The organism is Flavonifractor sp. An9 (genome assembly GCF_002161245.1).
Lineage (GTDB): Bacteria > Bacillota > Clostridia > Oscillospirales > Oscillospiraceae > Flavonifractor > Flavonifractor avicola.
In genome coordinates this window covers 25,301-43,469 of the sequence record NZ_NFHC01000014.1, presented here as the reverse complement: position 1 = coordinate 43,469, position 18,169 = coordinate 25,301, and the positions used below count along the sequence as shown (strand labels likewise).

The window sequence follows — 18,169 nt, the reverse complement described above, 5'->3', positions numbered from 1 at the left end:
TTTTTTATGTAATTACTTGTTGCCGCTGCAGGCAGTGCAGCCGCCGCACTGGGGGTGGGACTGGGCCCACAGCTTGTCGGCGGTGGGCTTCCAGTTGTCGGCGTAGGGGTGGGTCTTGGAGGTCAGGTGCTCCACGGTCTCGGGAGACTGAGGATCGGTGGAGTGAGCGCCGGTCTTGTTGACGATCTCCTCGATGCGCTCGGGGTTCTCCAGCATGGGGCAGGGACGGAGCATATTGTCATTGAAGGGCTGGTTGTCATGGTAGGCCATGAACAGCGGGGACTGCAGGCACTCCAGCAGGGTCTTTTCGTGGATGTTGGAGTCGGAGTAGTGGATAAACACGCAGGGATCCACGTCGCCGTTGGCATTGATGTGCAGGTAACGGCGGCCGCCGGCAATACAACCGCCCACATACTCACCGTCATTCTGGAAGTCCATGGCGAAGATGCCCTTGGTCTGACGCATGGCGCGGATGCGGTGATAGATCTCCTCACGCTGCTCGGGGGTGGGCATCAGCTCAGGAGCGGCATCGTTGCCCACAGGCATATAATGGAAGAACCACACAAAGTAGGCGCCCAGGTCGATGATCTTGTCGTAGAACTCCTCGCTGGTGATGTCCTTGTAGTTGACGCTGGTGTAGCAGGTGGAGATACCGAAGGGCAGGTGATGGCTCTTCAGCAGGGCCATGGCGTTGGTGACCTTCTCGTATACACCCTGGCCGCGGCGGCTGTCATTGGCCTCCTCAAAGCCCTCCAGGCTGATGGCGGGAATGAAGTTCTTCACCCGCAGCAGATCCTGGCAGAACTCCTCGTCAATGAGGGTGGCGTTGGTGAAGGACAGGAAAGCCACGTCGTTGTGCTTCTCACACAGGGCAATGATGTCCTTCTTGCGCACCAGGGGCTCGCCGCCGGTGTAGATGTACATATAGATGCCCAGTTCCTTGCCCTGGGTGATGATGGAGTCGATATCGTCAAAGGACAGATTCAGCTTATTGCCGTACTCCGCCGCCCAGCAGCCGGTGCAGTGCAGGTTGCAGGCAGAGGTGGGGTCCAGAAGAATGGCCCAGGGAATATTGCAGCCGTACTTCTCACGCATCTTCTCCTGCTTGGGCCAGCCCACCAGGTTGGCGTTGACGAAGAAGTTGTTGAACACGGTCTTGAGCACATCGGGGTCGGTCTGGGTCCAGACCTTCTCGATCAGCTGGTGCCAGCAGGAATCCTTGTCGTTGATGGCCTTGTCGAACGCCTCACGCTGAGTGGACAGGGTGTCCCCGGAGAACTTATTGACCAGGTCCATAACCTTGCTCATATTGTTCATAGGGTCTTTATCCAGATAATCAAACACCTTGGCCAGGCCATAGCGCTTCAGACTGTCAGGAATTTTCATCTTTATTTTCCCCTTTCACGGCATAACAATACCTATCATTGTGTGTCATGATACCTTTTCTGACGAAAATTGAAAATAGACAAAACCCGTTTCATGTCCAAACTCTATACAAAAACAGCAGTTTGCTTAAAAGCGTTTCAGATTTTCGCCTTAGTTTTATATAATTTTATCCATCCTATAATATAGTTTGTAAGACTATATCAGTCCCCCGGCGGCAACCGCTGGTCCTCCCTGTCCGGCTCTCCCGCTGGATGGACGGCAGAAGCAATGGAGATGGCTCCCCTCCCATATTTGTCCCGGATGGAATCCATGGCCTTCTCCAGCTTCTCCAGCTTATCGCGGCAGGGTATGGCGTCGGCGGCGAACAGATCCACCTGCTCCCCTGCGTCCCGCTCCTCCACCAGGTTCTGGGCCGTAATGGTAAGGGCCCGGACTGGCTGCCGCTCACTCCAACAGCTGTGCAGCAGCTCCATCCCGCACTGCGCCAGGTCCCGGGAGATATAAGTGGGGGCACTAAGCCGCTTCTGGCGGCAGATATCTTTAAAGGACGGATCACGCACGGTGATCTGTACGGTGGTACATTTGAGGCCGTGCTTGCGTAGCCGGACCGCAACCTCGTCCGCCAACTCAGACAGCGCCGTACGCAGCTGCTCCCAGCCCACCAGATTTTTAGGGAAGGTCAGTCCGTTTCCCACCGACTTGGGCCCTGGCATATCCCGGGCAGGTACCACCGGGGCGTGTTCCCTGCCCGTGGCATAGTCGTGGAGGGTATATCCTCCCTTGCCCAGAATCTGCCCCAGGCTCTCCCGGTCAAACCGGGCCAGATCACCAATGGTGCGTATCCCGTAGCCATTGAGCACCCTGGCCGCCGCCCGGCCCACAAAGAGCAGATCGGTCACCGGCAATGGCCAAAGCAGCTGTTGAAAGTTTTCCCGGGTGATCACCGTTGTGGCGTCCGGTTTTCGGTAGTCGCTGCCCATTTTCGCAAATACCTTATTAAAGGAGACTCCCACCGATACCGTCAGCCCCAATTCCTGCCGCACTGTTTGGCGAATCTGGTCGGCCAAAGCCTTTCCATCCCCTCCAAAGAGATGAAGGGTCCCGGTCACATCCAACCAGCTCTCGTCAATGGAGAAGGGCTCCACCAGATCGGTATACCGTTCATAGATGGCATTCACCTTTTTGGAATACTCCCGATACTTCCAGTGGTGGGCCGGCAGCAATACCAGGTCCGGACACTTCCGTCTGGCCTGCCAGATGGTCTCTGCCGTCTGTACTTTATACTTTTTGGCCAGCTCATTTTTGGCCAGAATGATTCCATGGCGACTCTCCGGGTCACCACATACCGCCGCCGGCCTGTCCTTTAACTCCGGATGATCCAGCAGCTCCACCGATGCGTAAAAGCTATTCAAATCACAGTGAAAAATGACCCGGTCCAAGCACTTCCCTCCCCTCTCCCAAAAAGATACGGCTGATTTTTTTATTATATGCTTTTTTTGCCGCAAAGTCAAACATTCGTTCTATTCGCTGTATTCCAGGGGAACACCGCTGTTCATGGCTGCATGGATATGATACACTGATAGCAAAGGAGGGGTTTTCATGGACGAAAACGCTCTGCTGTTTTTTCAGCAGGATATAGAGGTGCTGCCGCTGTATGAGCGGTTGGAAGGCCTGATCTTGGACCGGATTGCCGATGTACAAATCAAGGTACAGAAAAGCCAGATTTCCTTTTATAACCGGCATATGTTTGCCTGCGTCTCCTTTAGCAAAGTCCGCAAGGCCAAGGATCGCCCCGCCCACTACATTGTGGTCACCTTTGGTCTGCAGCACTGTCTGGAATCCCCCAGAATCGACGTGGCTACCGAGCCCTATCCCAACCGCTGGACCCATCATGTACTGATTGCAAGCCCAGACGAAATCGATGATGAACTGATGGGATGGATCTACGAGGCCAGCGTCTTTTCCGCGCTCAAATAGTCCTTTAATTGCTTTTCTCCCGTATTGACACCCTCATCAAGTCGTGTTAGAATTCTATCAGAATACGGAGGTAGTTTGTATGAATTATGACACCATTATTTTAGAACTTTTTTCAAGGATTCAAAAGCTCGAGGAGGAGGTAAAATCTTTGCAGGAAGTCATTGGCTGCGCCTCCACCGAGAATACGGCAGGAGATAATCCCAAAACCACCACAGGAGATATCCGGACTTATATTGAAAGCCAAAAATTGCAGGCATACAGCAGCGGGCAAACCGAGCTTACACTAAAGGCAAATGATATTCATAAGAATCTGCAATTAAAAAACAGGATGCCAATGGTATGTAATGCCATGAGACAATGTATGGCCGACCATGATGTCGTGCTGCATGACACCGCCAGCGGACACTCATCTACCCTGGAAATCAAGTACCATCTTTCAGGCAAAAGCTGATCCAGTACAGAACGTCCGGTAATGTCAGTGTATAAAGCAGAAAGATACAGATGGTATCTTTGCGGATCTTGGTATGTGAGGTAACGACCAAGGACAATGATACGGGCTGTTCTACTTTGCATCCTCCGTCGAGATAGAAAAAGGCTCCAGAAGCAGATTGCTTCTGGAGCCTTTGGCGCAGCGGGAGGGATTCGAACCCTCGTGCGGTTGCCCGCAAACTGATTTCGAGTCGGTTGTCCAATTATACACTTCTTGAAATTCCCAGGCGTTTTCAGGCGGTTTTATCCGCTTCCAATCTTTTGTGCCACAGCGGTTTGCGCCGATTGATCCAGCCCCATGTCCCCAACCCCCTGAAATTCGAATAAAAGCCCATTTTGGCCGTTTTTGGAGAGAACTCAAGCATTTTGGAGAGAACTGCGGAGAGAACTGGGGGAGAAAGTGACCACCTGGCAACACACAGGAAATGGCTTTTTTGATGCGACATTTCTGACGAGGTGATTGCCATGAATTACGAGCCAATTAACTGGGATAGCGTTCCCGATGTGATGAGCAAAGACCAGTTCTATAAGCTGTGCCACATCAGCAAATCCACCGCCAGGTACCTGCTCCAGACCGGCAAGGTGCCCTGCCGGTATACCGGCAAAAAGACCCGCTGCTATCAGATCCGCAAAGAGGATGTGCAGACTTATCTCCGGGGAAAGGGAATCTGCCCGGAGTTATATCTGCCCCAAAACACAAAGCGCAAGACGAAATTTCCGTCTCTGACGTCGAAGGAGCTGCCGGAGAAAACCAAAAAGGCACTGAAAGGATACCTCCTGCGACTGATGAAGGACTGCCCCGACGTAATGTCAGGCAGACAGGTGGCCAAGTTGATCGGCTACGGTCCCACCACCGTCCATCAGTGGTGTCGCAAGGGTGAGCTGTACTACATCCAGTCCGGCGGCAGCTACTATATCCCCAAGGCAGTCCTGATTGACTTTATTTGTTCCATGCGGTTCCGTACGATCCACCGCAAATCCCAATGGCATATCGTTACCATGATGTCCTTCCATAAGGAGATGGATGCCCATACCAAGCAGAAGGAGGGCAAATGATGCGTTATCTGGAGCAATTCTTCTACGGCAATATGGATCCGCAGGCCCGGGAGAGCATCCATCCCGAAGCAATGAGGAAGGTGCAGCGTACTCTCTCTGACCTGGAGAAATGGCTGCTGGAGCAGCTGGATGGCTCTCAGAGAGAACGGTTCTTGGCTTATACCGACGCATGGAGCGAACTGAATGCCCGTTGTGACCTGGACAGCTTTATCTGCGGCTTTCGCATGGGTGCCAGGTTGACCCTGGATGCTTTTATGACGGAGGAGGAATAGACCTATGAGTCAATCTTTGACCTATACCAAGGTAGGGGACTACTTCTACCCTGACCTCTACCTGCCGGAAACAGAAGATCGCCCTCTGGGCAAGTACGGTATGCTTCGCAAAACCTATCTGAAGCAGCACAGGCCCATGCTGTACGACCGTTTGCTGCTGGTTGGGCAGCTGGACGACCATCTGGCAGAGATCGACCTGCGGGCCGAAGAAATGGTGATTGATATGGTGGAAAAGATGGCAGCTACCAGTGGAGTAGATGAGCGCCTGAAGGAGTCAGACCAGATGGCGTGGGTAGGAGCCATGAACAATTTCAGGGCCGCTGCCGAAGAAGTTGTCATGCGAGAAATAATATATGCAATGCCGTAATAAATTGGATCAGCGACTTGCTATTCTAGTGTTTTTCGGGTAAAATAGGAGTATAATCCGATATTATCCGAAATGAGGTGAGGGATGTGTACGTTACCCGCCACATGGAGCCGGTGGTTCTGGAGGTCTCCTCCCAGTATCCCGCATTGCTGATCGTAGGTCCCCGGCAGGTGGGCAAGACCACCATGTTGGAGCATCTGATCGAGATAGAGGGACGGGGACGGACGGTTGTCACCCTGGACGATCTCACAGAGCGTGAGCTTGCAAAGACCGACCCCAAGATGTTCTTCCAGCTTCATAAGCCGCCTCTCCTGATCGACGAGGTGCAGTATGCTCCGGAGCTGTTCCCTTACCTCAAGATGATGGTGGATCAGCGCCACCAGCCGGGTGACTTCTGGATGACCGGTTCTCAGCTGTTCAAAATGATGGAGGGTGTGCAGGAATCTCTGGCAGGGCGAGTGGCTTTGCTCCATCTGTCTCCCATGTCCCAGAGTGAGATTCTCCATTGTCCTGCCGCAGGCCCCTTCCGAGTGGATCTGAATGCGCTGCAAGAGCGGCAGCAGCACTGCCCGGTATGCGATACTCCGACCATGTATCAGCGAATTTTCCGGGGTGGTATGCCCGCACTGGTCACCGGCCAGTATACCAACGCCAATCTGTTCTATTCCAGCTATATTGATACCTATATGGAGCGGGACGTGCGGCGGCTGTCCTCTGGGATTGACAGCTTGAAATTCCTGCGGTTTCTGCGGGCCACTGCCGCCCGGGCCGGTCAGCAGGTGAACTACAAGGGCATTGCCGATGATGCGGAGATCGACCAGGCTACGGCCAAGAGTTGGCTGCATATTCTGGAGGCGCTAGGTATTATATTTCTGCTGCACCCCTATTCCAATAATCTGCTGAAACGGACGATCTCCACGCCCAAGCTGTATTTTTACGACACTGGCCTGGTGTGCTATCTGACCCGGTGGACCAGCCCGGAGACGGCTATGGCCGGGGCTATGAACGGGGCGCTGCTGGAGAATTTCACGGTGTCTGAGGTTATGAAGTCCTACCAGAACGCAGGGCAGGAGCCGTTTCTCTACTACTATCGTGACAGCGATGCCAAGGAGATCGACCTGCTGCTGGAGCAGGACGGAAAGCTCTACCCCTTGGAGATTAAGAAGATGGCTACCCCGCCGAAAAAGCTCACAAAGGTCTTTGAACTGATCGACAAATCGCCCCTCCAGCGTGGTACCGGCGCAGTACTGTGCATGGCAGAAAAGCTGGGGGCCTTTGATGAGAACAATTTGATTGTGCCCATTGGGTTAATATAGTGTCCGACTTGCCTCTGCCGGTCTACTGGCAGAGGCTTTTTATCGCTATGATTCAAAGACAAATTTACCTTTAGAAACAATATAGGATGAAAGTGTTAGACCTATTAGTATGTACAAGAGGATGCTAGGGCTAATGAAATTACATATTGTGGTGGTCATTTATTGGATGTAAAGGAACATATGGGATAATCCGCTTGCTTAATAGATTTTATGTGGAAAGATGTGGTATAATGTAAAAACCCAAGTCCTCTGGAGGGATACGGCATGAATACAATAAAGAGATATGAACCGAAAGAAAAAGTTGAACTTCATGGCACTCTTGCAGAATTTCGTCAAGCGTTGGAAGATGAAATTGAGGCAGTTAAAAAGCGTGGACAATCATCAATACTGCTAACCGGCGGTGTGCAAATCTCTAATCAGGCCGGAAAATATTGCTACAAGTACAATGCGGATTTTGTTCCAGTTCTACCCGCAGATACTCCGTGCAAGCTGATTATTGGACAGAATCAGTACACTGTTACTACGGTCAGTTTTGACGAGGAAACGATTACTCTTGCTTCTGAACAACCGTTGCCGGATGGCTTTTCACAGGCACGCCTGGAAAATGGATCAACTGTCCTGATGGAATGCATGATTAAATGCATAGAAGAGAACGCTTCAGAAACTAATCCGGCAGGGAAACGAATGCTTTCGTTTGACAATCAGGGCATTGATCCTTGCGAAAAAATAGAATCTTATGACATACAGGAACTTCACATAGGTAGAGAAAATAACGATAATCAAAAAGCAGCTATTGTTTCTGCTTTGACCAATAATATTACATATATCTGGGGACCTCCTGGGACTGGCAAAACGAAAGTTATCGGGCAGATCATTGATAAGTTGCAAGAGAAGGAGCGTTCCGTTCTGGTGGTCTCTCACACGAATACCGCAGTTGATGGAGCAATCGAAAAAGCAGCAGAATCTTATCAACATTTTTGGGAAACAAATCACGGTACCACGGCCTCCTATCCCATTCTTCGTATTGGCAAGTCAGTGAAGCAGCTGCCCGTTGAAACAACTCTGGAGTTCCACATCAAGATGAATGGGCAGGAACTTTATGAGCAAAAGCAACAGTTAGAGAACACGAAAGCAAACCTGCAAGATGCAATACATATTGTCAGACGCAAGCAGAAGCAAATTGAGTGGGTCGAAAGCACACAGCTCCCTTCTATCCCAGGACATATATCGGCGCTTGAAGCAGCAGACAAAGCCCTTCAAACACTCAGAAAGAGAACAGATAGCTTACAAAGTAGACTTCTCCAGGAAAAAGAACTCCACCCTGAGGTGGAGCAATATATTGCTCTGTCGACTATACTGGAAAAAACAGAACAGCATCATAATGATGTTGAGCAACAGCTGAACACTGCGCAAGAAGTAGTTAGGTCGGTGCCACATCAAATCCAACTGGCAAAAGATGAAATCAAAAGACACGTAATCTATGCAGAACTGCTTGCCAAAGAGGATAAAACATTTTCCTCCGTATTTATCAACCGTGAGCTTGCTTCTATATCTGCAAAGATTCAAAGCCTTCAAACGCAGATGGGTGTGTTGCGTCAAGAACGTGAAAACTACCAGCGGACAGTTTCGGATTATGAGAAAAAAGGAACGATAGGAAAATTTTTTACTGGAAAGAGTGGTGTCACTCAGGCACAAATCAAGTTAGCTGAAATCGATGTCGCACTTTCAGAACTACAAAAAGAGTTTAATGAAACCATTCGTCTGGGAGATGATTATCAAGAAAAACTGAGGGAGCGGCTTGATCTTGAAGCACAGCTCCGGGGAATGAAGCCAGCAAAGACAAAAGAATATTGGGAGCAAATGATTTCAGATTTGACGCAACAGCTCAATCAGGCTCAGGCAGCAATTCCAAAACTAGATCTGGAGAAAAAAGAGAGTGCAGGAAAAAGCGAATCACTCCGGCGCCGGGTTTCTGAATGCAAAAAAGAATTTGACCATCTGCAATCATTGGAAAAGGCACTGAGGGAATCTGAAGATGCTTACAGAAAGGCCAGAGCCAAACTATCGCAAATGGAAGCTGAACTCAAAGAAATTTTTGCGCAGGAATATGCCTTTTGCCAATTATGCGTCAATGAAAAACTAACGGTCAGTGAGGCAAGCCTGACAGACCAGTATCAAACCTTAAAATCTTATTTGACTGCGGTTTCTGAAAAAATCCAGACTGAGAATAAAAAATCTCTGGAAGAACAGTACACAAAGTTAAGCGAGCAGTTGACAGATATTTTCAAGCAATTGCGGGCAATCGAGGAATCCATGGGAGAACTCGAAAAACAGTCTATCATGCAGGCCAAGGTTATTGGCGCAACATTGACAAAGGCGTATCTCAGCACAATTCTTCGGGAACGCACATTCGATACTGTTATCCTGGATGAGGCCTCCATGGCTGCTGTTCCCGCGTTATGGTGTGCGGCGTACCTGGCAGAGAGAAATATTGTTATCGTAGGCGATTTCCTTCAGCTTCCTCCCATCGTGATCGCAGATACCCCAATGGCTAAAAAATGGTTGGGACGGGATATTTTTGACCACAGCGGGATGCAACGCAAAGCAAAGAAGGATTCCCCATCAGGTCCTCCATCAAATTTTATTATGCTCAACGAACAATACCGTATGGAACCTGAAATTGCAGAAATCGCCAACCGATACTATGACGATTATAAAAAGCTGGAAAGTAGAACGGGACCTGAATTCCGCCAAGAGGACATCAATAAATTTAGCTCCTGGTTCCCAGTTGCACATCCAAAGCATAACGTGCAGTTGATCGATACGGAGAGCCTGCACGCATGGGTGACGGGGATTCCGCAGGGTAAGGGGCATAGTCGTTTAAATTGCTTCTCAGCGGCAATTGCGGTTAATTTGGCGTTCAAATGCATTGAAAAGAAATTAGATGCATACTTGGAAAATTCTGAAGAATCCCCAGAGAAGCCGTTGGTCCTGATTGTAGCTCCATATAAGCCCCACATTACGCTGGTCAATAAGCTGATCCAGGCAGAATATGTCCGGCGCGGCTTAATAAAAAAAGAAAATGAGAGTTCGGTCCGGAAAGATGAGCTAAACTTCATACAGGCAGGGACAATCCATAGTTTCCAGGGCAGTGAGGCTGACATTGTAATCTTTGACTTAGTGATTGATGAACCCCATTGGAAAGCAAATCTCTTCATGAATAACTTTAGCGTAAAAAAGCCAAACGGCGAGGTCATGGAAGTTAAAGTCAATGAAGACCTGCAGAAAATGTTCAATGTGGCAGTGACCCGCGCAAAATTCCAGCTATTCATTATCGGAGATTTTGAATACTGTATGGAGCGGACAAAAAAGTCAAAAAACAATTTGCATGACCTATTACGCTTTTTGATTGATGAGAAGAAGTATCCACGCCAAGAAGCAAAGGCCCTGTTTCCGGAACTATCTTATACTCCGCCAACTTCTCGGAAGGTAGACAATATTGATCCCGGCCAAACACTGATCTGCACAGATACAGATTTTAATGACCATTTTATGCGGGATCTGAAGAATTTTCAAAATAGGATGATCATATACTCTGCTTTCATGTCAGAGAATCGTCTCAGTATCCTGCTGCCGGCCTTTACAGATGCGGTTTCTCAAGGGAAAGAGATCATTATCGTCACAAAGGATCTATCTGAACGAGGAAAGGCTGAACGGAGTGCATATGAACGATGTGAGAAAGAACTGCGCAGTTTGGGTGACAAGATCAAGATTATTCATAAGCATGGTATGCATGAGAAATTGATTTTGGTGGATGATGATGTAATATGGATGGGATCCCTAAATGCACTGAGCTTTACCGGAAAAACTGGCGAAGTAATGGAACGGAGATGCAGCCAAAAGCTCGTAAAAGAGTATGAGAAAATGTATGATATCCCACATATCAGTCAGGCGTTAAACAGTGGATATGAAATGTCCTGCCCCATCTGCGGAGGAGAAATGTTGGTCAGAGAAAGCGATGAGGGCGGCATTTATTGGCAGTGTGCCAATAAGGATTATTCTCGCAGTGCGGAACAGCCATATCCTAAAGACGGCATTTTGAGGTGCCATTGTGGATCAAAATATGCTTTTTCTATGAAGAAAGAACCGCGCTGGATTTGTGAGAGCAATCCGCGGCACTATCAAAAAATGCGGGAAAGCGATTTGAAATTGGATCAGATGAAGTCGTTGATTCCTAGACGTGAGTTAAAGACTGTAGAGAAGTATTTTTCTGAACGTAGGAAAGAGCGTGAGAAAAAGTCCGGGAAGAAACGGGCTCCTAAGATCCAAGAGAATCAACAAATTACATTGTTTGATTAAGGTGCCCAAGATGTTTGAGGATATTTTGGCATGCTATGCTTTGTCCAGCGTGTACTGGCCGCGAATTCGCACCAGCAATGTCATTTAAGCGGCAAAGCCGAGGAGATAAAAGCTACTTTATCCCCAACAACTCTGCCGTGGACCGGTCAAACTTTTCCTGAAACTCGGCAAAGGTGATGGTCCCTGCCTCCACTTGCTCCATAAGTTCTTTTCCATACAGCTGCACCTCATTGTACCGGCGCATAATATTGGGGTACTGCTTCTTCCTCCGTTGGGCGGCAGTCTGTATCCGGTTGCACACCTTCCGATAGAGCTTTTTGGCTTCATCCTGATTGACGGCCTGCTGGTGTTTGGATGTGGCCCCAACCTGTTTGCACGTCTTCCCGTTGGTGCCTTCCACCACCCGGTCACAGTAGCAGTTGACCACCGAGTAGGGACGGAAATAACGGCCGCAATAGGCGCAGCGGCGCAGAGGGATTTCATTGGCGCAGAGCATCTCAAACTCCCATACGGTCAATGCGGCCAGTTGATCCGTGGCCATATAGGTATGTCCCTCCAGCTTTTCCTTTGCCGGAACAGTATCTGTCCCTCCGTCATACCGGTATATTTTGTGGTTCCTGGAGATATAAAAGCGGGGCGAAAGCGCCTGATAGCTGATTTCCACCAGATTGCGATAGAGCAGATTCTGTCGCTGCAGCGTAAAGTAGGCGTGCAGGATACTCCCCTGGTTGTCCTGTTCCCTGCCCATGACTTCATCCAGCAGGGGCGCGAGCTGGTTCTGACAGGTTTGCAGCTGCGTGAAAATCTTGATCACATCATTCAGCCATTGCCGCAGAAAGACCGGCGAAATACTTACGTCCTCATACTCTGCATCCGTTCCGTCCAGGACCTGGAGATAAGCAAGCTCTTCCTTACGCAGCTTCCACGGTTCCTCCGGATAGAAGGCACAGCACAACCGATTGCGAAGCTGCTGCTCCACCAGAAGCTTTAACAATGGATGCTGCGGGGACAGGCTGCTTTTCAGCTCGCGATACCATGCGGCCACGCGCTGTCCATAGTCCATACCCTTTATAAAGCCCAAACCAGACTGAGGCAACTCCTCTTCACCGAGGAGTGCCTCAGCTTTTTTTATCTGATCGCCCCAATCCACATCCAAAAAGACGATCATCCACATTCCAAGGTCGCTTTCCACCACAGAAGAATCGTTCTGATATACATACTCCCGATTATTTTCCAAGCTCATCTCAAAATACGGCATGGTATTTACCCCCATTCCACAGTGTGGGAAATGATTGTACACGCAAATACTCTACCACGCATTGACAGAGACGGCAACACAAAATATGATAAATGCGGGAAATGGAATATGACAATTTTAGTTTACCACAGTTTCTTTCGGTGCAAAGGAGGCATTTTTGTGAAGAAATCAGAACTTCGGGACCTCTACCACATGATGTTTCCGGACTATCCGGACATTGTGACCGTGGCCCAGCTCCAGAAAATGCTGGGCATCAGCCGCCATCTGGCCTACAACCTGATCAATGACGGCCACTTGGCTGGCATGAAAATCGGCAACTCCTTCAAGATCCCCAAGGTCAGCGTCATTCGCTATGTGATGGAGCAGGAGGCGCAGGACCATGCCGGTTGAGAAGATTCAGTATATGGATGCGGACACCCTGTTGACCAGTCCATTGCAGCGCCCCTTCTTCGTGGTGGAGGGGCTGATTCCTCAGGGGCTGAATACCCTTTGCGGCTCCCCCAAAATCGGCAAGAGCTGGCTGATGCTGTGGCTGGCATTGCAGGTGGCGCGGGGCGAACCCCTGTGGGAATTTGCCACCCATCGCTGTGATGTGCTCTACCTGTGTCTGGAGGATACTTACGCACGGATTCAAAACCGTTTGCAGCAGCTGACCGAGGAGGCACCGGAAACCCTACGCTTTTCGGTGCTGTGTCAGCGGCTGGGCAGCGGCTTACAGGAGCAACTGGAGGATTTTTTGAGGGACTATCCCCAGACCCGGCTGGTCATCATCGACACTCTGCAAAAGGTGCGGGATGGCACGGTGAACAAGGGCAGCATGTATGCCAGCGACTACGGCGACATGGCTACCCTCAAGGCCATCGCAGACCGCCATAACCTCTGCATGATCCTGGTACATCATCTGCGCAAGCTCACCGACAGCGCAGACCCCTTTAACGAGGTGTCCGGGTCCACGGCCCTGATGGGGGCGGCAGACACCACATACCTGCTGAAAAAGAGCAACCGGGCCGAAGAAGAAGCGATCCTCCTGGCAACCGGACGGGACATTGAGTATCAGCAGCTTATCCTCCGCTTCGAGAACTACCGCTGGACGCTGGTAGAGCGAAAGAATTCCGCTGCGATTCAGCAAAACGACGTGCCGCCGTTTTTGTTCCGGCTGGTGGAGTTTGTCAAAGCACAGGGCGGTTATGAGGGAAGCGCCACGGCGCTTTTGAAGCAGATGGGCGAAACAGAGGTTACGCCCAATGCGGTGACCCGGTATATCGTGCGCCACTGGGAGCGGGTTCTGGTTCCGGCAAATATCTGCTATTCCACCCGGCGGACCGCCTCGGAACGCATCCTCCGCCTGACCCTCACCCATGACAGCAATGACGCAAATGACAGCAATCCCACCATAGAGAAAGAGCTGTCACAGCCGTCATAACCGTCATGCCGGTCAACGTAGCCCGGGCAGCCCAGGGCACCCCGTGAAGGGGTGTCCTGGAGGGTAGCGAGCATAGGCTTTGTGTTGCCCACCAAAGCCGGCGGCAGAAGCCGAGAGGGGCTGCGGCCCCTATGACCCCCGAGAAAGGAGAACGATATGAGAAAACGAACGTATGGCATCAACGTGCGGGTATCCAAAGAGGAAAAAGAGCGGCTGGAGCGGATGGCGAGGCGGTGCGGCATTTCCCTCTCCACCTACCTGAGAAGGCTGGGTATGGGGGAAGATCTTTCCGCTCCCCACCCCATGGAACGCTTCGGGAACTTGAAGCAGGGGGTGGATCGTGGGGATCACCAAAATTAAGGCGGTCAAGGACAGCCTGAGCCGTATCGTAGGCTATGCCGAAAATCCGGAGAAGACACACTATTCCGATATGCAGCAGGTACTCCACTACGCCGACAACCAGGAGAAGGTGAGCATGGAGCAGACCATGTATGTGACCGGACTCCATTGTCGCCGGGAACAGGCCTACGAAGACATGATGTATACCAAGCGCCACTTTAACAAGACCGGCGGCAATGTGGCCTACCACTGTATCCAGAGCTTCAAAACCGGCGAGGTGACCCCGGAGCTGTGCCACCAGCTGGGCGTGGAGCTGGCCCAGAGGATGTGGGGAGATCGGTTTCAGGTGCTGGTGGCCACCCATTTCAACACCGGCACCTATCACAACCATCTGGTCATCAACTCGGTCAGCTACAAAGACGGGAAAAAATTCAACTGCAATCAAAAGGCGTTTTATCAGATGCGGGAGATCTCCGACCAGCTGTGCCGGGAGCACAATCTGACGGTGATCGAACACCCCAGCGGCAAGACGCCCCGCAACATCTACTTTGCGGAAAAACAGGGCAAGCCCACAACCTTCGGTCTCATGCGGCAGGCCATCGATGAGGCAGTGGGCATTTCCTGGAGCTGGTTTGACTTCTGCCAGGTGATGAAGGAGAAAGGTTATCTCATTAACGCCAGCCCTCACCGCAAGTATGCCACCATTCGAGCCATAGGCGCAAAAAAAGCCGTACGCATGGTACGGCTGGGTGAGGAGTACGACCACAGGAGGATCATCCAGCGGATCGATACCATGGATTACCGGGAAAAAGAGGCCTGCGGGCGGGCCTATCAGCAGGTGCGCCGGAGGTTATCTCAGCCGCCCAAAAGGATGCGCATGGCGGGCAATTTTCACAGCGTAAAAAAGATTACCGGCCTGAAGGCACTGTATCTCCACTACTGCTATTTCCTGGGGATTTTTCCACGAAAAGGTCGGACAAGGCCGTTGTCGCCTTCGATGCGGCTGGAGGTGACCAAACTGGAACAGCTGTCCCGCCAGATCGAGCTGATTCACCGGGAACATCTGAACAGCGTGCAGGATGTGGAGGGCTTTCTTATCTCCGTCCAATCCCAAATAGAAGAAAAGCTACAGCAGCGGACGGGGATCTATCACAAACTGCGGCGGTGTCAGCCTGGTGAACAGATGGATGGACTGAAAGAGCAGCGCGCGGCACTGACCCGGGAGCTTTCCACTCTGCGCCGGCAGCAGGCAACCGCCAAACGGCTGCTGGCGCAGCTGCCGGAAAAGAAAAGGCAGATTTTACTGGAGCAGAAGATGCGGCGCTCCCACCGTCAGTCCCACAAAAACAAGAAACGGAGGATCGAATATGAGCGTTAAAAACAAGATACATCTGATGAGCTTCGAGGATTTGTTCACCACCCAGGCCGAGCGGGACGACGCCAAGCTGGAGCGGGTACGGGAAGTGCCGGTGGCAGAGCTGCACCCTTTTCCCCAGCACCCCTTTGTGCTGCGGGACGATGAGGAGATGGCCTGCATGGTGGAGAGCATCAGCCAGATGGGGGTGATCTCCCCCGGCCTGGCCCGCCCCAGAGAGGGCGGCGGCTATGAGTTGGTGTCGGGCCATCGGCGGCTGACGGCCTGTGAGCGGCTGGGTCTTGCAACCATGCCGGTGATTGTCCGGGAAATGACCGACGAGGAGGCGGTGGTGGCCATGGTGGATGCCAATTTGCAGAGAGAGCACATCCTGCCCAGCGAAAAAGCCTTTGCCTATAAAATGAAGCTGGAAGTCCTGAATCGTCAGGGCTACCGCAGTGACCACACTTTTTCCCCACTGGGGAAAAGGTTCAATACCTATGAAGAACTGGCCAAGGAGAGCGGCGACAGCCGCAATCAGATCCACCGCTACATCCGGCTGACCCACCTGGTACCCCCGCTGCTTGCGATGGTGGACGAAGGGAAAATGGCCCTCCGTCCAGCCGTGGAGCTGTCCTATCTGACGGAGGAAGAGCAAATCCGCCTTCTCTCCTGTATGGAGCAGTTCGACTGCACCCCCTCCCACAGCCAGGCCATCAGCCTGAAGAAGCTCTCTCAGCTGGGTGCGCTGACCCAGGAGGATCTGGAGCAGATCGTCTCCAAGCCCAAGGCCAATCAGCAGGAACAGCTCCATCTTCCCATGACAGAGCTAAAGAAATTTTTTCCCGCCACGTATTCCGACACGCAAATGAAGCAGGACATCTTGAAGGGCCTGGAACTGCTGAAACGCCAGCGGGAGCGCAACCGCCGGGAGCGGTAGGGGCGAAAGTGTCTGTGGCAAACAAAATCGCAGCGTGGACAGCGGGCAGCTTATGGAGTAAGATGGGGCTGCATCAAAAAAGCTGTCCTGTGGGGAGCCGCCCCGGAAAGGAGATTGATATGATAACAGGACATTTACAGGTAAAAAAGGGCTACTATTATGTGGTCATCAGCTATAAGGACAACAAGGGAAAGAGAAGAAGCAAATGGCACGCCACCGGACTGCCTGAGAAGGGCAACAAGCGGAAGGCAGAGGCGGAGCTGCTGCGTATTCGTTTCAGCTTTGTGCCCCCGCCGGAGCCGGATGAGCTGTGCTCGGATATGCTGTTTGCGGATTATCTGCTGCAATGGCTGGACATTGTGCGGGTCAAGATCAAGCCTGCCACTTATGGCTCCTATTCCAACATCGTACACAGTGTGATCGAGCCGTATTTCCGGCAAAAGGGATATACGCTGCGGGAACTGGAGGCACGGCACATTCAGCAGTTTTATGGAGAGCGGCTGAAAACAGTCAAACCGAACTCGGTGCTTCACGACCACGCTGTCATCCATCAGGCGCTGAAATATGCCCTGAAAACCGACCTGGTCGTGCAGAATGTGGCCACCAAAGTGGACCGTCCGAGAAAGAACGAGTTTCAGCCCAAATTTCTGGATGCAGAGCAGCTCCAGCAGATTTTTGAAGTGCTCAAGGGCACCTGGATGGAGCTTCCGATATTGGTGGCTGCTTTCTACGGCCTACGCCGTGGGGAGCTGGTCGGCCTCAAGTGGGACGCCATTGACTTCGAGCGGGGCACCATCACTATCAAGCACACGGTGACCACCACACGCATTGATGGGAAAACCTACGTTTTGGAGCAGGAATCGGCCAAGACAAAGTCCAGCCTCCGCACCCTGCCCCTGGTGGGCAGCTTCGCCGCTTATTTTCGGCAGGTAAAAGAGGAGCAGGAATACAACAAACGGATCTGCGGCAACTGCTACGATTACTCCTATGACGGCTATGTATTTGTCAATGAGCTGGGCAAACGCATCAACCCCAACTACTTGACCTCCAAATTTCCGGAGTATCTGGAGCAGCATGGACTCCAGCGGATTCGTCTCCACGATTTGAGACACAGCTGCGCCAGTCTCCTGCTGGCAAATGGGGTGCCCCTCAAGCAGATCCAGGAATGGCTGGGACACAGCGATTTCAGCACCACCGCAAATATCTATGCCCACCTGGACTATTCCTCCAAGCTGTCCTCCGCCCAGGCCATGGCGCAGGGACTGCCCTTGCCGGAGGCGGACGGGGTGAAGCGTAAGTGGGAGATGCCGGTATAAAAAACAAGCTCCAGCAGTCCGTCTGGACTGCTGGAGCAAGGTGGCGGAGATGGAGAGATTCGAACTCTCGCGCCGGTTTGAGCCGGCCTACCGCATTTCGAGTCATTTCCCCCTTGTGACTTTTGGTGGAAATTAAGCGAAGATGGAAGTACACAACGGAAGCCCAAAAGCTGCGGTATACTGCGGATTTTGGCTTCCGTTTTTCGCTTTTATTTGAACCCACCGGGTTTTCCGAGTTCTTCCCGTTTTTGCCCCGAATTATGACCGGAGGATAGAACAAGGATAGAACTGCACGCCAGATTGGGGGTATTCACACC

The 18,169-nt window shown here is 51.5% G+C and carries 16 protein-coding genes and 1 tRNA gene; 13 read left to right on the top strand and 4 right to left on the bottom strand.

Going from position 1 to position 18,169, the window contains the following annotated elements:
- Positions 1 to 12 precede the first annotated feature (12 nt).
- Together B5G40_RS10140 and dinB are read right to left on the bottom strand one after the other, a co-directional pair.
- Positions 13 to 1,386, bottom strand: a complete 1,374-nt coding sequence (locus tag B5G40_RS10140) for a radical SAM protein (protein ID WP_087188976.1) — start codon at positions 1,384 to 1,386, stop codon at positions 13 to 15.
- 200 nt (positions 1,387 to 1,586) lie between these two features.
- A complete protein-coding gene (dinB, locus tag B5G40_RS10135) occupies positions 1,587 to 2,825 on the bottom strand; it encodes a DNA polymerase IV (RefSeq protein WP_087188977.1) in 1,239 nt (412 codons plus the stop codon).
- 160 nt (positions 2,826 to 2,985) lie between these two features.
- On the opposite strand from dinB, the gene B5G40_RS10130 reads away from it, so the two are divergent.
- The 7 genes from B5G40_RS10130 to B5G40_RS10095 all read left to right on the top strand — a co-directional run bounded on the left by B5G40_RS10130 (position 2,986) and on the right by B5G40_RS10095 (position 11,222).
- On the top strand, positions 2,986 to 3,363 hold the full coding sequence (locus B5G40_RS10130; protein ID WP_087399528.1) for a DUF5655 domain-containing protein: 378 nt from the start codon (positions 2,986 to 2,988) through the stop codon (positions 3,361 to 3,363).
- Positions 3,364 to 3,442: 79 nt separating this feature from the next.
- Positions 3,443 to 3,814 carry a hypothetical protein gene (locus tag B5G40_RS10125; protein WP_087326618.1) on the top strand — a complete coding sequence of 124 codons (372 nt, stop codon included), beginning with the start codon at positions 3,443 to 3,445 and terminating at the stop codon, positions 3,812 to 3,814.
- Positions 3,815 to 4,317: 503 nt separating this feature from the next.
- Complete coding sequence (locus B5G40_RS10115) at positions 4,318 to 4,908, top strand: helix-turn-helix domain-containing protein (RefSeq protein WP_087399527.1); 591 nt, start codon at positions 4,318 to 4,320, stop codon at positions 4,906 to 4,908.
- Complete coding sequence (locus B5G40_RS10110) at positions 4,908 to 5,180, top strand: DUF6809 family protein (protein WP_087399526.1); 273 nt, start codon at positions 4,908 to 4,910, stop codon at positions 5,178 to 5,180. The genes B5G40_RS10115 and B5G40_RS10110 overlap by 1 nt, the downstream gene beginning before the upstream one ends.
- Positions 5,181 to 5,184: 4 nt before the next feature.
- Positions 5,185 to 5,547, top strand: coding sequence for a TnpV protein (locus B5G40_RS10105; protein WP_087399525.1), 363 nt, complete (start codon positions 5,185 to 5,187; stop codon positions 5,545 to 5,547).
- Positions 5,548 to 5,651: 104 nt separating this feature from the next.
- Positions 5,652 to 6,863 carry an ATP-binding protein gene (locus B5G40_RS10100; protein ID WP_087399550.1) on the top strand — a complete coding sequence of 404 codons (1,212 nt, stop codon included), beginning with the start codon at positions 5,652 to 5,654 and terminating at the stop codon, positions 6,861 to 6,863.
- Between the two features lie 264 nt (positions 6,864 to 7,127).
- Positions 7,128 to 11,222, top strand: a complete 4,095-nt coding sequence (locus B5G40_RS10095; RefSeq protein WP_087399524.1) for an AAA domain-containing protein — start codon at positions 7,128 to 7,130, stop codon at positions 11,220 to 11,222.
- A 112-nt stretch (positions 11,223 to 11,334) separates the two neighbouring features.
- On the opposite strand, the gene B5G40_RS10090 is transcribed toward B5G40_RS10095, so the two are convergent.
- Positions 11,335 to 12,480, bottom strand: coding sequence for a DUF6076 domain-containing protein (locus B5G40_RS10090; RefSeq protein WP_087399523.1), 1,146 nt, complete (start codon positions 12,478 to 12,480; stop codon positions 11,335 to 11,337).
- Between the two features lie 159 nt (positions 12,481 to 12,639).
- On the opposite strand from B5G40_RS10090, the gene B5G40_RS10085 reads away from it, so the two are divergent.
- The 6 genes from B5G40_RS10085 (at position 12,640) to B5G40_RS10060 (ending at position 17,852) form a co-directional block, all read left to right on the top strand.
- Complete coding sequence (locus B5G40_RS10085; protein ID WP_242959382.1) at positions 12,640 to 12,870, top strand: helix-turn-helix domain-containing protein; 231 nt, start codon at positions 12,640 to 12,642, stop codon at positions 12,868 to 12,870.
- Positions 12,860 to 13,903, top strand: coding sequence for an AAA family ATPase (locus tag B5G40_RS10080; RefSeq protein ID WP_087399522.1), 1,044 nt, complete (start codon positions 12,860 to 12,862; stop codon positions 13,901 to 13,903). Before B5G40_RS10085 ends, B5G40_RS10080 begins: the two co-directional genes overlap by 11 nt.
- A 156-nt stretch (positions 13,904 to 14,059) precedes the next feature.
- The gene (locus B5G40_RS10075) at positions 14,060 to 14,263 is read left to right on the top strand and encodes a plasmid mobilization protein (RefSeq protein WP_087399521.1); all 204 of its coding nucleotides are present in this window, start codon (positions 14,060 to 14,062) and stop codon (positions 14,261 to 14,263) included.
- Positions 14,244 to 15,620, top strand: coding sequence for a relaxase/mobilization nuclease domain-containing protein (locus B5G40_RS10070; RefSeq protein ID WP_158099515.1), 1,377 nt, complete (start codon positions 14,244 to 14,246; stop codon positions 15,618 to 15,620). The genes B5G40_RS10075 and B5G40_RS10070 overlap by 20 nt, the downstream gene beginning before the upstream one ends.
- Positions 15,610 to 16,536 carry a ParB/RepB/Spo0J family partition protein gene (locus B5G40_RS10065; protein ID WP_087399519.1) on the top strand — a complete coding sequence of 309 codons (927 nt, stop codon included), beginning with the start codon at positions 15,610 to 15,612 and terminating at the stop codon, positions 16,534 to 16,536. Before B5G40_RS10070 ends, B5G40_RS10065 begins: the two co-directional genes overlap by 11 nt.
- 119 nt (positions 16,537 to 16,655) lie before the next feature.
- Positions 16,656 to 17,852, top strand: coding sequence for a site-specific integrase (locus B5G40_RS10060; RefSeq protein WP_087399518.1), 1,197 nt, complete (start codon positions 16,656 to 16,658; stop codon positions 17,850 to 17,852).
- A gap of 41 nt (positions 17,853 to 17,893) precedes the next feature.
- Here B5G40_RS10060 and B5G40_RS16895 read toward each other — a convergent pair.
- Positions 17,894 to 17,962, bottom strand: a tRNA-OTHER gene (locus tag B5G40_RS16895).
- Between the last annotated feature and the right edge of the window lie 207 nt (positions 17,963 to 18,169).

Bases quoted from the DNA above. Each gene is read 5' to 3' on its own strand.
- B5G40_RS10140 (WP_087188976.1), bottom strand. From the start codon at position 1,386: ATGAAAATTCCTGACAGTCTGAAGCGCTATGGCCTGGCCAAGGTGTTT.
- B5G40_RS10130 (WP_087399528.1), top strand. From the start codon at position 2,986: ATGGACGAAAACGCTCTGCTGTTTTTTCAGCAGGATATAGAGGTGCTG.
- B5G40_RS10125 (WP_087326618.1), top strand. From the start codon at position 3,443: ATGAATTATGACACCATTATTTTAGAACTTTTTTCAAGGATTCAAAAG.
- B5G40_RS10115 (WP_087399527.1), top strand. From the start codon at position 4,318: ATGAATTACGAGCCAATTAACTGGGATAGCGTTCCCGATGTGATGAGC.
- B5G40_RS10110 (WP_087399526.1), top strand. From the start codon at position 4,908: ATGCGTTATCTGGAGCAATTCTTCTACGGCAATATGGATCCGCAGGCC.
- B5G40_RS10105 (WP_087399525.1), top strand. From the start codon at position 5,185: ATGAGTCAATCTTTGACCTATACCAAGGTAGGGGACTACTTCTACCCT.
- B5G40_RS10100 (WP_087399550.1), top strand. From the start codon at position 5,652: ATGGAGCCGGTGGTTCTGGAGGTCTCCTCCCAGTATCCCGCATTGCTG.
- B5G40_RS10095 (WP_087399524.1), top strand. From the start codon at position 7,128: ATGAATACAATAAAGAGATATGAACCGAAAGAAAAAGTTGAACTTCAT.
- B5G40_RS10090 (WP_087399523.1), bottom strand. From the start codon at position 12,480: ATGCCGTATTTTGAGATGAGCTTGGAAAATAATCGGGAGTATGTATAT.
- B5G40_RS10080 (WP_087399522.1), top strand. From the start codon at position 12,860: ATGCCGGTTGAGAAGATTCAGTATATGGATGCGGACACCCTGTTGACC.
- B5G40_RS10075 (WP_087399521.1), top strand. From the start codon at position 14,060: ATGAGAAAACGAACGTATGGCATCAACGTGCGGGTATCCAAAGAGGAA.
- B5G40_RS10065 (WP_087399519.1), top strand. From the start codon at position 15,610: ATGAGCGTTAAAAACAAGATACATCTGATGAGCTTCGAGGATTTGTTC.
- B5G40_RS10060 (WP_087399518.1), top strand. From the start codon at position 16,656: ATGATAACAGGACATTTACAGGTAAAAAAGGGCTACTATTATGTGGTC.